Below are 13,388 nucleotides of genomic sequence, written 5' to 3' on the forward strand. Positions count from 1 at the left end.
GGATGGATCGAACCCTGCGCGCAGCCTTGCTCAAGCTGCATGGCCAACAAACCCTGCCGGCCAGCCATTTCACCGCCGCTCAGCGCAGCGCTCTGGATCGCTTTGCCCGGCAGACAGGAGCGGTAATCTGCCAGCGTCAGGGGCGCGGTGATGTTTACCGTGTCAGCGATCCGCGACTATTCGATATTCATCTGAGCGCACTCTCCCCCCAGGTCGGGATGCTGGCCACGGACGACCTGCCGCTGCGGGCGCAACACATCGCCCACGCGCGCGACAGCAAAGCGCGCAATCATCAGCATGAGTGCTACTACCCCTTGCTCAAGGCCGTTGGCGAAAAGGTTCTCTGGCGGCAAGGCGAACACGGGAGCGAACTGCCACTCAGCCAGCTCACGCACCACTTCGGGGCTACCAGCCTGCGCATTGAAACTGGCGACACCTGGCAAAGCGGGCAGCCGCTCTGGCTGGTGGAGAACCAGGCGCTGTTTGACCGCACGGATTGGCTGCCAGTAGGAACGCAAGCCACCCTGCTGTACTACGGCGGACAGCTTGATGGCCGGCTTCTCGCCTGGCTGGGGCAGCGCCCGCGTGCAAGCCGTGTCGTACTGTTCCCGGACTATGACGGCGTGGGGCTGGCCAATTTCGCGCGACTCTTTGCACAGCTTGGCGACACTTGCGAATGCTGGCTGATGCCCGACTGGCAAAGCAAACTGGCACGCTATGGTAGCCAGCGGCTATGGCAGGATACGCTTCGGGAGTTCACCAGTGCTGTTCCGCAGTTACCTGATTATCTAGGCCCGTTAACCGAACAGATGCGCCAATCCGGACGGGCGCTCGAACAGGAAGCGGTCTGGCTATCTGTTCTGTAGGTGCCCTTTGAGTAAGCTCGCAATGTCACCTGGGGCCAGGCCAGCCTCTAGGGACCGCCTCAGCGCCTGCTCCAGTTGTTGCCAGCCCTGCGCTGAAGTGACATTACTGCCTAATGTTTCGGTCAGACGGAACATCAGCCCTTCCAGCAGTTCTTTGTCACCCACGTCCGCTGCGGTCTGCTCCGCTAGTGCCAAGAGGACGTTGCGCGCAGATGCCAACGAGTCGATTGGCACCCCGGCCAATGCCGTAGGCGTAGTGATGACACGATCCACCCTGACGACTGTCGCCAGATCAAGGGCCTGATCGACGCCCGGCTCGATCTCCATGCGGATCAGCACATCGCCAGCCAACAGAAAGCGGGTCTTGATAAGCCCCGGCTGCTCATCCTGAAACAACCACACCGACTGCTTGTCGGCCAGCAGCTTGCCTAGCACGAGCTTGCTGTCATCCAGTGCCCCACGATCCTGCCACTGGTGCAACACGTCGGTACGCAGGCGCCCGCCTTCCACACCGAGGTGGTGCAACAGGCCGACGAGTCGTTTGGCGGAGATCACCTGCTCCTTGCCACGTAGCCAGACCGAGAGGTTAGCGGTGCGGATGCCGGTGGCTTCAGCGATCCGCCCCAGCGTTTCCCCGCGCAGTCGTATCAAGGCGGCGGCAAAGGCTGGCAATTGTTCGTTGGCAAGGGTTGGCATGTCGGGCTCTGTGAATTCACTGTAAATCACTATAAGACTTATTGGCCGACAAGACGAGAGTGCGGAGTTTGGCGATTCGCGCAAGCCGCCGTTATAGTAATTTATAGTTAGATTATTTGGGAGGCCATCATGCGTAAGCCAAAGCAAGCCCGTCCGTTGCGCCTGCGGGAATACGAAGCAGCCATTGCTGCACTCAAGGCGCAGCATCCCTGGCTTGCCCGGCAGATCGTCGAACCCGCGCCAGGGCATCTGGCCGTGGTGGCACATCTGTTTGCCCAGGTGGAATACCTGCTGCCACCCGCTGTGCTCGCACGCAAGGGTTCGCTGTCCGTGAGCTGCAACCGGGATCGCCTGGTCATTCATTACCAGCCGCCACGACGCCACAGCGAACGTGCAGCAGCAGTGTTCGATCTGATTGCCCAGACCAAGCACCTTTCGCTGCAAAAATGTGCCGTTTGCGGTGTACAGGTTGTCGGGGACGGCATCCGTCCGCAACGCTGTCCGCAACACGACGGCATCCAAGGATTGTTTGCCGAAGAGGTGCGACGCAGCCGCCTGCTCATCGTCGAACAGGGAGTACAGCAGGTGGTGCACGATCTGGGTAAGGTGACGACCGAAGATGTACGCGCCACCATGGCGGTTGAGGATGAGCCCGTCCCGAGTGAAGCCAAACCGGAGCAGGTTCAGGAGCAGCCGACAGAAACCGCTAAATCAGCGACCTTGCCGAGCATCGTCTTTGTCGATGAAGCCGGGCTGGAGGCGTTCGTGGATCGCCACCGACCGAAAGGCGATGACAAGTTCAAGCGCGCGCAGGCGATGGCGGAGCGGATCAAGCGGGCGGGCCATGGTAGCCGCCAACTGGGCCTTCTGCCCCCGAACTGGAAAGCCCTGCTGGATGAGTTCTCGCTGGCTTTTCCAAACTTCCATGAACTGGCCGAGCTGCTACATGATCACTTTGCCCTCTCCAGCCTGGGCGATGGCCGCGCGTCCTGGCCTGCCGTGTTGCTGGTCGGCCCGGCGGGCATCGGCAAAACCGAGGCGGCACGCTGGTTGGCCGATCAGCTCGTGTTGCCGTTCCGGGTCTTCGACATGGCAAGTACGCAATCAAGTTCGCCGCTCGCAGGTTCCGAATCGTTCTGGAGCAATTCCGAGCCAGGCCAGCTCTTTGAGCTGCTGGCTTACCAGCCACTGGCCAACCCGGTGGTGGTGCTCGATGAGCTGGATAAGGCCAGCAACGGGCGACCGCAATACGATCCGCTGGCGGCGCTCTATACCTTGCTGGAACCGCGCAGTGCGCGGGATTTCATCGACCTGTCGATCCGCGACTTTGCCATCGACGCCAGTCATGTGAATTGGATGGCTACCGCGAATGAGCTGGATGCCATTCCGGGGCCGCTGCGCTCACGGCTGACGGTGTTGCACATTCAACCGCCCAGGCCGGAGCAGGTCAGAAGCATTGCGCAGTCAATTTACAACCGTCTGCGCGACGAGGCGAGCTGGGGCACTGCCTTTGCCGAGCGACTGGATGATGATGTCCTGTCCCGTCTACAAGCCTTGCCGCCGCGCAGTGTGCGTCTGGTTCTGCAGCGGGCCTTGGGCGCAGCGGCTCGTGATGACCGAGGAGTCGTCCAGGTGCAAGACATCAGGCCGCTGGTCGAGATCAGCCGCCGTTGCGTTGGCTTTGTCAGCGAGGGATGGAATTGAGGTTGGCGATCCAGGCCGCACCGGCAGCCAGCGCATCGGCCTCACTGGCATAGGTTGTCGATGGGCCGCTGATAATGCAGGGCTGGGTTTCGCCGTCGCCTTCCACCGTCCACAGCTCCCAGGTTCCGTCGTTTTTCCAGCTGGGGATGGCGGTGTAGGGTTTGTCTTTCAGCGCAGCCAGCGCGGCATCCACTTCGGGACGGATCTGCAACTCACCCGAGTAAATATAAGGTGTCGCGCAACGGGCATCAGATCGGTTCATGTTCCGTACTCCAGAAAAGCTCCAGTAGCGCGCTCGCCTGCAGGTAAATACCGGGGTTGCGTGCTTCACTCGGGCCAGCAATGTTGAGAATAGCGATGGGATGGCTAACCAACCAGTCTTGCCATGCCACCAACAGCTCTTCTGTAGGGGCATGCAAATCGCACAGTAGCAGCGGCTTGCCGTGTCCCGTCGCCAGATCGCGAGTGAGCAAGCTGCCACCTTCGAGCCTGTCCCGGTAAAGGATCAGTGTGGCATCCGCATCCAGCACATTGCGTTTGGTGCGCTGGCGATAGCCGATGGATTCGGTCTCCAGCAACTGGTAGCGAGCATCCAGTACGCCATCAGCGGCCCGTCGGCCTGCCGGGCACCAGCCGCCGTGCGGAATCTGCCGGGCAATGGCGAAATCCAGCGCCGCCCGGTCTACGCCGGTCTGGCCGCCGGAGAGGATGCGCTGAATGCTCACCCTTGCTCCGTTGCGGCGACCGTGCAAGTCACTTGAACCTCTGCGCTGTGCTGATCTGCCGAGAGCTGGCCGATGCGCCCGCGCTGGCTGGCAAGCTTCAGTTGCTTGCGCACCTGTTCCAAGCTGCGCTTTTCGATCACTGCGGTATAGCTCGCACCCAATTCACCATCCGGGTCGATGAACAGCTCGATACGCGTCACCGGCAACCCGAACACTGTGAAGCTGCGTGCCGGCGTCAGCGCCCAACTGCCGGGAGCATTGGGCGCAATGCCCTCCAGCACGCGCATCGGCAAGGCTTGGCGGCATTCCACGGCGGCGACAATGGCCGGCTCGATCCGCAACCAGCGGTCGATGTCTGTCGTATTGCCATCCATCAGCACCACCGGCATGGCGGCCAGTAGCAGTGCGTTCATCCCTTGATATTCCTGATCCAGAAGCGGCGATCATCGACCGTGAAGTTGGGGTCATAGCCGACCAGGGTCAGCAGCGAACCGACATAGTAAAGGCCGAACTGATTCATCAGCCAGCGCTCCATCGCCGGGTCGCTTGGCAGCTTACTGTACGGGGGGATTGGCCCGTCACCGCGAACCTGGCCGCTGGTTTTGCCGGAGATGGAAAAGCTCTTCCAGGTCAACACGAAGTTGTTCGACTGTTTCGGCAGCTCCGGCGCGCAAAGCGACAGATTGCTGAAGCGCTCTGAGCGCTTGGCGTCGTGCCAGAGCACTGCGTCAAAGCGAATGCAATCACTGGCTTTGAGCGTGAGGCTGCGGGTCAGCGTCATCTGATCAGCCGGAATTTGCAGATTGCTGATCACCACCTTGGGCCACTCCGGGGCGCGACCGTCGGTAGAAAGATTGTGGCGCAAGGCGTTATGCAGTGGAGTGCCCAGCAAGCTGTTGCGGGTTGCCGCGCTTGCGGGCGTAGCCGCTTGCGCCAGACTGGTTCCAATGGATTGTCCCAGTCCGTTCAGGGAATCCAACGCCCCCTGCATGTCGGTTGTGGCGCAGCCCGTCAATACAAAAGGCAGAAGCAGCAAGCTCCGGTAGTGTTTCATCGCAGTTCCTCGCGAGCTTATCCGTTGAAGATGGCATTGAGCCGGGCACACCAGGTTTCCGCCGCCCGACGGCTCATGGGGAAACTGAGCAGCGGTCGTTGCGGGTCGGCGGTTTGCAGCTCGATGGCGAAGTCCTTGGCGCGCACCGTGCGCTCGAAGGTCGGCACGCTCATGCCGCTGGCGTTGACCTGACGGCTACCGCCGTTCATCTCCATGCTCTCTACCTCGCGCCAGGTCATCCGCCACCCAAGCAGCCAGGAGAAGTCGTGGATACGCCAGGCTTCATCCACGATTGAGCAGACAGCCAGTTTGCGATGCTGCCGGTCAAACACTAGAAAGGCCGGCGCGGGGTAGCCCAAGAGATGTCCAGCATCGAATGACAGCCCCTGCTGAGCGTTGAGCTTGGCTACAAGTGCCTGACAGCGGGCCTGCAAGCGCGCCAGAAAGCGGAAGGACAGCATGAAGATCGCCAGCGAAATCAGCAGATAGAGCATCAGCTCACTGGTCAACAGCCCCCACAGCGATGTCTGTGACAGGCGCGCAGGCCCCACGCCGACCATCGCCAGTACAAGAATCAGCGTAAAACCAGCGGCAGCAAGACCTGAAAGCCCAGCCGCCGGAACTGCCAGCGCCGCCGCCGCTCCCATCCCCGCAGTCTTCCAGACGCTTGCCATACGTCATTTCCCCCATTTTGTTACTCATAGAGGCCATTTTATGGGGACTGCATTCAATTGTCACTTATAGTGCGGGTACTTATCGGGCGTAGCCCTATAGAGGGGGTACTCATAGAGTCATTTCTCTTTAAAGAAGAGAGAAATATGGCCCTTGATCCCCGACTACGCTTCGGCCTGAAGCTGATAGAAATCAGAAAGACCAGAGGGTGGTCGCAAGAACGCCTAGCACTGGAAAGTGGCTTGGCACGCAGCTATCTGGGGGGTGTTGAGCGTGGTCAGCGCAACATCGCATTGCTCAACATCTTCAAGCTGGCCGAGGCGCTGGGGGTGGAGCCTTCAGTACTGCTGGAGGCGCCGGCGGCTGGACAGGAGCCTGCACCGTAACATCGTAGCGCTACGGTATCGTAACGTTACGATGGTCACTGCCTAGTCGCTCGCGGCAGCTATCGCAGCCATCTGCTTTCAAGAATAAGTAAAGTCCACTAAAATGGTACTTACGCAATTTTTTACGCGTTAAGGGTCATAAAAGTGACTTTTCATCTCTCGACTCCCGCTGAGATCCTGCACGCGCTGGGTGTTCGTCTGCGCGAGCAGCGGCTTGCCCAATCGCTTACGCAGCGTGAACTGGCGCAAATGGCCGGACTGTCCTTGGGGGCGTTGCGCAAACTCGAAAGCGACGGTCAGTGCTCGCTGGAAACGCTGGTCCGTGTCGCGCAGGCACTTGGCTTGCTGGAGGCGCTGGACGATCTCTTCGTGCTCAAACGGCAATCCATCGCCCAGATGGAGCAGGTGGACCTTGTCAGCCGCCGCCAGCGTGCGCCGCGTAAGAGAACATCATGAAGCTGCTTACCGTGCATTATTGCGGCTGGGGAGAAGACTGGCCGTTGGGACGCCTGGCCGATGACGGTCAATCCCTGCTCTTCGAATATTCTCCCGAAGCTCTGTCTCAGGGCTTGGAACTGTCGCCCTTGCACCTCAAGCTGCGTGCGGATGCCTACGGTGGTTTTCCGACCCATTTGCATCGCCTTCCGGGCCTAATAGCCGACAGTCTGCCTGACGGCTGGGGTTTGCTGCTGATGGATCGCCTGTTCCGTCAACACGGCTTGCGCCATCCCGGGCCACTGGACCGCCTGGCCTTCATTGGTGAGCGCGCGATGGGCGCGTTGCGCTTCGTTCCGGCAAGCGACGCCGGCGCCCACGAGCCCGACTGGTCCTTGCTGGCGCTGGCCGAGCAAAGCCGTCTCGCGCTCGCGGGTGAGGCGGGGGCAGCCCTGCGCGAGCTCGCGCTCACCGGCGGCTCACCGCAAGGGGCCAGGCCCAAGGCCTTGGTGCAGTACGACGCAATGACCGGGCAGGTCAGCACCCGTCTGGATGCGCCCGGCAGCCCCTGGCTGGTCAAGTTCCCGGCGCAGAACGAACACAAGGAGGTCTGCGTCATCGAGCAGCTCTATGCCGAGTTGGCTCGGGATTGCGGACTGGATGTGCCCGAAAGTCGTTGGTTCGACCTTGGCCCCGAACTGGCCGCCTTCGGCGTCGCGCGCTTCGACCGGGAGGGAGGGCAACGCGTCCCGGTGCACAGTCTGGCTGGATTGTTGCAAGTGGATTTTCGCCTGCCCGGTGCCACCGACTATACCGCCTTCCTGCGGGCTACCCGTTTTCTGACGCGCGACGAGCGCGAAGTGGAGAAAGCCTACGCACGAGCCGTCTTCAATGTGCTTTTCCACAACCGTGACGACCATCCCAAGAATTTCGCGTGGCGTCTCGGGCCTGACCGGCGCTGGCGTCTGGCTCCGGCATTCGACCTGACCTTCAGCGAAGGCCCGATGGGCCAGCATCACCTGGACGTTTGCGGCGAAGGTGCTGCCATCGAACGCCGGCATTTATTGCGTCTGGCGGAGGAAGGTGGCGTCCCAAGGAAATGGGCGGAAGAGGTCATCGAACGGATGTTGCTGCAGGCAAGCTCATTGGGTGAGCGATTTGAGCGTGCTCCGATTAGGCAGATGTTGGCGCAACAGATAAAATCCACCATTGATGCCTGTCGCTGGCGTCTGGAAAGCTGAATCCGAGCCGCCGCAACGGCGCCAGATCACGGTTGAACATACTCAATGCTGAGTTTCTTGAGTACAAAAATGAGTATGTTTTTTTAATGGAGCAGCATGGTGAACTGTTCATTCAATGAGTTGCAGCCACAATCGCTGTTCAACGTCTAAGCGCCAGCCAAACACGAAAAAGCCCCGGCCATAAGCCGGGGCTTTTTCTTATGGCTGCCCCGCCCTGCCGCTCATCGCGAAAATCCCGCACGACCGGCTAAACGATTGATAGAACAGAACAATATTCAAGAAAAGGGGTTGACACCCCCTCTCGATCTGCGGAAAATGCGCGCCACTCGGCTACATAGCTCAGTCGGTTAGAGCGCAGCATTCATAATGCTGATGTCCCAGGTTCAAGTCCCGGTGTAGCCACCATATAAAAGAAGGGGTTTAGCGAAAGCTAAACCCCTTTTTCTTTGTCTGCGAAAAGTCATTCTTTCCCCGACTACTCAGCTTCGGCCAGCAAGCCATCCCCATCATTCCGCGTGTCATTTACCCGCAACGAAACCCGGCGTCCCGCAAAGTCCTCCCGCGCGTGACGAATCAGGTCGTCCACCGCCTCGATACGGGTGGCAGTAGACAGCCATTCCTCGAAGCTTTCCGGCGCCAGCACCACAGGCATGCGATGGTGGATGTTTTCGATGCTCGGCGCAGCGGATTTGGTGAGTAGGGCGCAGGAGAGGACCGGTTCGCCATTGGGGCTCATCCACAGGGACCAGAGGCCCGCGATGGCGATGATGGGGTCGGTGTCGCTGTGGATGAAGTAAGGCTGGTGGACTTGCCGGCCCGCCGGGTTGCGCAGATTTTCCTTCTCGTTCCACTCATACCAGCCCAACGCGGGCATCAGGCAGCGAGTGCTGCGCAGGGCGTGCCGCCAGAGGCGTTTGCCTGCAGCTTCTTCGCTGCGGGCGTTGAAGGAGAAGCGTGGTGGAGTAGAGTCCTTCCACCAGTTGGGGATCAGGCCCCAGCGGGCAGGCAGCAGTTCGAGTTGGCCGCTTTCGTTGTGGCGCAGGATGGGGACGGTCATGGTCGGGGCGACGTTGTAGCAGGCCTCCAACCAGCGCGGCGGTGTGCGCGCACCGATGTGCCAGTAGCGCTCGATGGCGGCCTCTTCAGGACTGACGTAGCGTCCGCACATGCTGCGCACCTCAGGAGAGTGGTGCTTTCAGCGTAGTTCGGGCCGATAGTCAGCGAGGGTCACCGCGACCGGCAAGATCGCTCAATCAGCCCAACCGCTCCAACACACCCTGCCCAATCACCCGCGTCGTTTCGATCCCGAAGTCCACCCTCCCCTCCTCCCGCAGGAATGCATCCACCGCGTCATCGATGCGATCAGCCAGTTCCGGTAACTGCCAGTAATGTCGCAGCAACATGCCGACACTGAGGATGGCCGCGAGCGGGTTGGCGCGGCCAGTGCCGGTGATGTCCGGGGCGCTGCCGTGGACGGGTTCGGCCAGGGCGATGCCGGCGCCAAGATTGAGCGAAGGTGCAAGGCCCAGGCCGCCGCCCCAGTGGCTGGCGAGGTCGGAGAGGATGTCGCCGAAGAGGTTGGTGGTGACGATGAGGTCGAAAGACTCCGGGCGTTCGACCAGTTGCAGGGCGGCTACATCGACCAGGCGTTCGTCGAGTAGGTCGCTCCAGCCATCTTCGGCCAACCGGTCGCGGCAGGCATCGCGGAATAGGCCGCAGGTGAGCGGCAGGACGTTGGCCTTGTGCACGAGGGTGATGCGCCGTGCGTGGCGCAGGCGAGCAAGCTCCGCGGCGCCAGCGGCGAGGCGTTCGCAGGCGGTGCGGCTGATGACTCGTTCGGCGATGGCGACGCCTTCCGCCTCCCAGTGCTCACGGCCGCTGTAGAGGCCTTCGCTGTTCTCCCGCAGGACCAGCAAGTCGATGCCTGCGCGCGGCGAGACGACTGGGCGCGAGCGTACGGGGCGCAGGTTGAGGTTCAGCGCCAGCGTCTGGCGCAGGCTGAGGATGGCGCTGCGGTAGCCTTCGACCTTGTGGCTGGGCGAGGAAACGGCGCCGAACAATCCGGCGCCGCAGGCGCGCAGGCGGTCATAGGTAGTGTCGGGCACCGAAGTGCCGTGGCGCTGGAAGCAGTCCCAGCCGGCTTCGGCCTCTTCTATCTGCAGATCGGGCAGCAGGCGGTGCAGGACTTCCATGGCGACGGGCACGACCTCGCGGCCGATGCCGTCACCGGGGATGACGCAAAGACGTCGGCTCAAGACTGGCCGAGCGGGCGCAGGCGGTATTGCGGCGGCAGTTGGTCGAGGCCGCTGACGGTGACGTTGAGGTCCTTCCAGATGCCGTCCTTGATCCCGTAGATGCAGCCGTGCACGGAGAGCTTCTGGCCACGGTGCCAGGCGTTCTGGACGATGCTGGTGTGGCTGACGTTGGCCACCTGCTGGATGACGTTGAGCTCGCAGAGACGGTCGACGCGCTCTTCTTCCTTCTCGAACTGGCCGAGGTGGTCGCGGTATTCGTAGGCGAGGTCGCGGATGGTGCGCAGCCAGCCGTCGATCAGGCCGAGCTGGGTGTGCTGCAGCGCGGCGCGCACGCCGCCGCAACCATAGTGACCGGTGACCAGGATGTGCTTGACCTTGAGCACGTCGACGGCGAACTGGATGACCGACAGGCAGTTGAGGTCGGTGTGCAGCACGACGTTGGCGACGTTGCGATGGACGAACAGGTCGCCCGGCAGCAGGCCGACGATCTGGTTCGACGGCACGCGTGCATCGGAGCAGCCGATCCACAGGTATTCGGGAGTCTGCTGGCGGGCCAGTTTGGCGAAGAACTCGGGGTCCTCCTCCTTGATGGCTTCGGCCCAGCGGGCGTTGTTGTCGAACAGTTCCTGCAGATCGCTCATGTCCGGCTCCTCATCATTGGCTGGCGGCACCTTACGCAGCGCGGGCGTGACTGACAAGCGGCATCAGTGCACGGCGTTGAGCCGCCACCAGCGCGGTGGACGCGGCGCCTGCTGCAGCGCCAGCTGGTACCAGGCGTCATGCCAGGCCTGACCTTCGGCGGCGAGGCGCGGCCAGTCCAGCGTGCGCCGATCCAGGGCACTGAGCAACTCGGTTTCCAGCCAGCCGTGGCCGGCGCGCAAGGCATCGGCGAAACCGGGATCGGCCAGGGCGCGCTGGTGCACAGTCTCGAAGCGCCACCACAGCGAGTCCTCCACGGCGTCGGTTTCGAGACTGAGCAGACCTTCCCCGGCGCGCTCTTCGAAACCCAGCGGCTGGAACATGGACAGGCAGGGTGCAGAGGTGCCGGTGGCGGCCAGGCGCGGAGATTCACCGTCGAGCCGGGCGATGAGGCTGGCGGTGGTCTGCGAGGGGCGCCAGAAGCTGCCGGCGTGCAGGCAGATCTGCCGGTTGTCGTGCAGGTCGAAGCGATGCCCGCGGTGACCGTGGCTGCGCAGAGCGACGACCAGCGCCAGCCAGTCGACCTTCGCCGGGCAGTGGGCGAGAAAGTCTTCGTTGAGCTGGCGGCGCTGGTGGGCACCGGCAACCCAGGGCAGCACGCGGCCATCAAAGGCGCGGGCGAAGTGGAAATCGCCGCGGCCATTCCAGCAGCCGAAGCGGCGCGCCTGGGTTTCCAGGTCAGGGCTGGCGAGATCGTACTCGTGGCCGAGGCTCAGGGCATTGGAGATCGCCCAGCGCTCGACCTTCTTCGCCGCCCACAGGCGCCCGGCGGTTTCCAGCACCCAGGCTTCGTCGCGGTCGGCGATCAGGTAGCTGTTGTCGTAGCGCATGCGCTTGTTACGATAGCCGGCAGGGCCTCCCTGCCCATGGCGCTCCAGCAGTCCGGTGATCACCGACAACGCCTCGCGGGCGCTGCTGCCGCGCTCCAGCCCAAGGCGCAGCAGGTCCATGCCGAGCAGGGCTTCGCCGTCGCGCTGAGTCAGTCTGGTGAACACGGCTTCGTTGCCGATGGCCACGCCCTTGTCGTTGACGCCCATCTCGGCGCCCCACAGCCAGGCCGGCTGGCTGAGGATGACGCCATGGCGATGGGAGGTCTGGGGGATATCCAGATAGGTGGTGCGCACCTTGGCCGCGCTGTCGCCGCTCACAGCAGGCAGGCGGACCAGGCGTTGCGTTTCGGCAGGCTCGCGGTCGCTGTTCTTGGCGAACCAGGTGGCCCCGCCGCTACGCAATACCAAGGTGTCGCACATAGTCTTCCTCCCCGTGATCTTCCCGCGCGCCCAGCACTTCCCGCGCCGCACGCTCCCCGGCCTCTACGGCTCCGTCGAGATATCCCATCCAGCGCGTCGCCGTTTCTGTGCCGGCGAAGTGCAAACGCCCGTAGGGTTCGCGCAGGCGCGCCGCGCCGCTGCTCCACAGTCCCGGCGGGAACAGGGCGGCATAACAGCCCCGGGCGAAGGGTTCCTCGGCCCAGGATTTGTCCACGTAATCCTTCGGCTGGAGCGCCTGCTCGCCGAAGTAGCGGGCGAAGCACTCCAGCACCTGGCCGCGGCGCTCGTCAGCAAGCCGGGCGTTCCACTGGCGCGCTTCGTCGCCTTCGATAAAGCCCAGCAGCACGCCGCGTCCGGAGTCGGGGACGCTATTGTCGAAGGTCAGGCGGACCGGGCCGATCTCGCTAGTGGCCTGGCCGGAGAGGCCCTTGTCGCGCCAGAACGGGGTGTCATAGAGCGCCATGCACTTGATCACCGAGCCCTGCGGCAGGCGTTGCAGCAACTGGTCGCGCCAGCTGGGCAGCAGCGGCTCCTGGGTGATCCGCAGCAGTTGGGTGGGCGGCACGGCGAAGATGACACGGGCGGCCTGGTGCGTACCGCGGTCGGTGATCAGCTCGACGCTGCTGCCGTTCTGCCGCACGGTGCGCACCGGCTCGCCGGTGATGACGTCTGCGATACGCTCGGCGAGTGTTTCGCTGATCCGCTGGGAGCCTCCGTGGATGCGGTCCTGTTGGGCGCCGCCCTCGACGCCCAGCAGGGTATCCAGGTTGGTGCCGCTGTGGATGTAGAACAGCACATGGAGGAACGAGAGGTCATGGGGGCTGGCGGCAAGCACGGCGCCGCTCATCAGCTCGAAGACCTTGCGCCCGGTGGCCGTGCGCACGTTGCGCCGCAGCCATTCGGCGAAGGTGAGGCTGTCCCAGAGCTCGGCCTTGGGGTGCAGGCTGGGGTCGCTCAGGGGGATTTCCCGTGCCATGCGGTCCAGGCGTACATGAGCCTGAAGGACATCGAGCAGAACATGGGGAGGAAGCTTCGGAATAGCGCCGCGATAGGGCCGCAGGCGATTCCCGAAGAGAGTGAGGTTGTCGCCCTGGTTCCATTGCGGATAGGTCGACAGGCCGAGTTCGGCCAGCAGGGAAAGGATGCGTTCCTGGGTAGGGCCGACCCACTGGCCGCCCACCTCGACCACCTCGCCGCTGGCGAAGCGATGGTTGAGGGTGCGCCCACCGACGCGCTTGTTCGCTTCGATCACTTTGACCCGTTGCCCGGCTTGCGCCAGACGCCAGGCTGCGGTCAGCCCCGAAATACCGGCGCCCACCACGATCACATCGCTGCGATTCATGTCTGCGACCCTATGTTCTTGTTGTTATTGGGCTTAAGCGTA

16 protein-coding genes and 1 tRNA gene are annotated in these 13,388 nt (G+C 62.7%); 6 read left to right on the forward strand and 11 right to left on the reverse strand.

Annotated features, from left to right (window positions below; all coding sequences use genetic code 11):
• Positions 1-2: 2 nt before the first annotated feature.
• Positions 3-866 carry a hypothetical protein gene (locus A9513_RS00160; RefSeq protein WP_057392454.1) on the forward strand — a complete coding sequence of 288 codons (864 nt, stop codon included), beginning with the start codon at positions 3-5 and terminating at the stop codon, positions 864-866.
• Here the strand turns inward: A9513_RS00160 and A9513_RS00165 are convergent.
• Positions 852-1,562, reverse strand: coding sequence for a hypothetical protein (locus A9513_RS00165; RefSeq protein WP_065327286.1), 711 nt, complete (start codon positions 1,560-1,562; stop codon positions 852-854). The genes A9513_RS00160 and A9513_RS00165 overlap by 15 nt on opposite strands.
• Before the next feature lie 129 nt (positions 1,563-1,691).
• On the opposite strand from A9513_RS00165, the gene A9513_RS00170 reads away from it, so the two are divergent.
• Positions 1,692-3,266 carry an AAA family ATPase gene (locus A9513_RS00170; protein WP_065327287.1) on the forward strand — a complete coding sequence of 525 codons (1,575 nt, stop codon included), beginning with the start codon at positions 1,692-1,694 and terminating at the stop codon, positions 3,264-3,266.
• On the opposite strand, the gene A9513_RS00175 is transcribed toward A9513_RS00170, so the two are convergent.
• Genes A9513_RS00175 through A9513_RS00195 form a run of 5 tightly spaced genes read right to left on the reverse strand, consistent with a single transcriptional unit; the run spans position 3,247 to position 5,719 of the window.
• A complete protein-coding gene (locus A9513_RS00175) occupies positions 3,247-3,528 on the reverse strand; it encodes a hypothetical protein (protein ID WP_065327288.1) in 282 nt (93 codons plus the stop codon). The genes A9513_RS00170 and A9513_RS00175 overlap by 20 nt on opposite strands.
• Entirely contained in the window at positions 3,515-3,991 is a 477-nt protein-coding gene (locus tag A9513_RS00180; protein WP_065327289.1) for a putative molybdenum carrier protein, read from the reverse strand. Before A9513_RS00180 ends, A9513_RS00175 begins: the two co-directional genes overlap by 14 nt.
• The gene (locus tag A9513_RS00185) at positions 3,988-4,404 is read right to left on the reverse strand and encodes a hypothetical protein (protein ID WP_065327290.1); all 417 of its coding nucleotides are present in this window, start codon (positions 4,402-4,404) and stop codon (positions 3,988-3,990) included. Before A9513_RS00185 ends, A9513_RS00180 begins: the two co-directional genes overlap by 4 nt.
• Positions 4,401-5,045, reverse strand: coding sequence for a hypothetical protein (locus tag A9513_RS00190; RefSeq protein WP_065327291.1), 645 nt, complete (start codon positions 5,043-5,045; stop codon positions 4,401-4,403). Before A9513_RS00190 ends, A9513_RS00185 begins: the two co-directional genes overlap by 4 nt.
• A 17-nt stretch (positions 5,046-5,062) precedes the next feature.
• Positions 5,063-5,719 (reverse strand): hypothetical protein, encoded by a 657-nt coding sequence (locus A9513_RS00195; RefSeq protein ID WP_065327292.1) that lies wholly within the window; start codon positions 5,717-5,719, stop codon positions 5,063-5,065.
• A 144-nt stretch (positions 5,720-5,863) separates the two neighbouring features.
• Between A9513_RS00195 and A9513_RS00200 the strand changes: the two genes are divergently transcribed.
• The 4 genes from A9513_RS00200 (at position 5,864) to A9513_RS00215 (ending at position 8,184) form a co-directional block, all read left to right on the forward strand.
• Positions 5,864-6,103: a helix-turn-helix domain-containing protein gene (locus tag A9513_RS00200; protein WP_011806687.1), complete on the forward strand. Its 240-nt coding sequence runs from the start codon at positions 5,864-5,866 to the stop codon at positions 6,101-6,103.
• Between the two features lie 144 nt (positions 6,104-6,247).
• Positions 6,248-6,559 carry a helix-turn-helix domain-containing protein gene (locus tag A9513_RS00205; RefSeq protein ID WP_017936956.1) on the forward strand — a complete coding sequence of 104 codons (312 nt, stop codon included), beginning with the start codon at positions 6,248-6,250 and terminating at the stop codon, positions 6,557-6,559.
• Positions 6,556-7,779, forward strand: a complete 1,224-nt coding sequence (locus A9513_RS00210; RefSeq protein ID WP_065327293.1) for a type II toxin-antitoxin system HipA family toxin — start codon at positions 6,556-6,558, stop codon at positions 7,777-7,779. The genes A9513_RS00205 and A9513_RS00210 overlap by 4 nt, the downstream gene beginning before the upstream one ends.
• Positions 7,780-8,107: 328 nt before the next feature.
• Positions 8,108-8,184, forward strand: a tRNA-Met gene (locus tag A9513_RS00215).
• A 70-nt stretch (positions 8,185-8,254) separates the two neighbouring features.
• Here A9513_RS00215 and A9513_RS00220 read toward each other — a convergent pair.
• The 5 genes from A9513_RS00220 to A9513_RS00240 all read right to left on the reverse strand — a co-directional run bounded on the left by A9513_RS00220 (position 8,255) and on the right by A9513_RS00240 (position 13,346).
• On the reverse strand, positions 8,255-8,947 hold the full coding sequence (locus A9513_RS00220; RefSeq protein ID WP_065327294.1) for an SOS response-associated peptidase: 693 nt from the start codon (positions 8,945-8,947) through the stop codon (positions 8,255-8,257).
• 85 nt (positions 8,948-9,032) lie between these two features.
• Complete coding sequence (locus A9513_RS00225) at positions 9,033-10,034, reverse strand: isocitrate/isopropylmalate dehydrogenase family protein (RefSeq protein WP_065327295.1); 1,002 nt, start codon at positions 10,032-10,034, stop codon at positions 9,033-9,035.
• Positions 10,031-10,675 carry a carbonate dehydratase gene (gene can / locus A9513_RS00230; protein WP_024766618.1) on the reverse strand — a complete coding sequence of 215 codons (645 nt, stop codon included), beginning with the start codon at positions 10,673-10,675 and terminating at the stop codon, positions 10,031-10,033. Before can ends, A9513_RS00225 begins: the two co-directional genes overlap by 4 nt.
• Positions 10,676-10,738: 63 nt before the next feature.
• Positions 10,739-11,983, reverse strand: a complete 1,245-nt coding sequence (locus A9513_RS00235) for a C69 family dipeptidase (RefSeq protein WP_065327296.1) — start codon at positions 11,981-11,983, stop codon at positions 10,739-10,741.
• A complete protein-coding gene (locus A9513_RS00240) occupies positions 11,958-13,346 on the reverse strand; it encodes a flavin monoamine oxidase family protein (protein ID WP_065327297.1) in 1,389 nt (462 codons plus the stop codon). Before A9513_RS00240 ends, A9513_RS00235 begins: the two co-directional genes overlap by 26 nt.
• Positions 13,347-13,388 lie beyond the last annotated feature (42 nt).

Origin of the sequence: Pseudomonas sp. AU12215 (assembly GCF_001675465.2) — a bacterium.
Lineage (GTDB): Bacteria > Pseudomonadota > Gammaproteobacteria > Pseudomonadales > Pseudomonadaceae > Pseudomonas > Pseudomonas nitroreducens.

Coding starts and splice junctions, on each gene's coding strand:
- A9513_RS00160 (WP_057392454.1), top strand. CDS start 3: ATGGATCGAACCCTGCGCGCAGCCTTGCTCAAGCTGCATGGCCAACAA.
- A9513_RS00165 (WP_065327286.1), bottom strand. CDS start 1,562: ATGCCAACCCTTGCCAACGAACAATTGCCAGCCTTTGCCGCCGCCTTG.
- A9513_RS00170 (WP_065327287.1), top strand. CDS start 1,692: ATGCGTAAGCCAAAGCAAGCCCGTCCGTTGCGCCTGCGGGAATACGAA.
- A9513_RS00175 (WP_065327288.1), bottom strand. CDS start 3,528: ATGAACCGATCTGATGCCCGTTGCGCGACACCTTATATTTACTCGGGT.
- A9513_RS00185 (WP_065327290.1), bottom strand. CDS start 4,404: ATGAACGCACTGCTACTGGCCGCCATGCCGGTGGTGCTGATGGATGGC.
- A9513_RS00190 (WP_065327291.1), bottom strand. CDS start 5,045: ATGAAACACTACCGGAGCTTGCTGCTTCTGCCTTTTGTATTGACGGGC.
- A9513_RS00195 (WP_065327292.1), bottom strand. CDS start 5,719: ATGGCAAGCGTCTGGAAGACTGCGGGGATGGGAGCGGCGGCGGCGCTG.
- A9513_RS00200 (WP_011806687.1), top strand. CDS start 5,864: ATGGCCCTTGATCCCCGACTACGCTTCGGCCTGAAGCTGATAGAAATC.
- A9513_RS00210 (WP_065327293.1), top strand. CDS start 6,556: ATGAAGCTGCTTACCGTGCATTATTGCGGCTGGGGAGAAGACTGGCCG.
- A9513_RS00220 (WP_065327294.1), bottom strand. CDS start 8,947: ATGTGCGGACGCTACGTCAGTCCTGAAGAGGCCGCCATCGAGCGCTAC.
- can (WP_024766618.1), bottom strand. CDS start 10,675: ATGAGCGATCTGCAGGAACTGTTCGACAACAACGCCCGCTGGGCCGAA.
- A9513_RS00235 (WP_065327296.1), bottom strand. CDS start 11,983: ATGTGCGACACCTTGGTATTGCGTAGCGGCGGGGCCACCTGGTTCGCC.
- A9513_RS00240 (WP_065327297.1), bottom strand. CDS start 13,346: ATGAATCGCAGCGATGTGATCGTGGTGGGCGCCGGTATTTCGGGGCTG.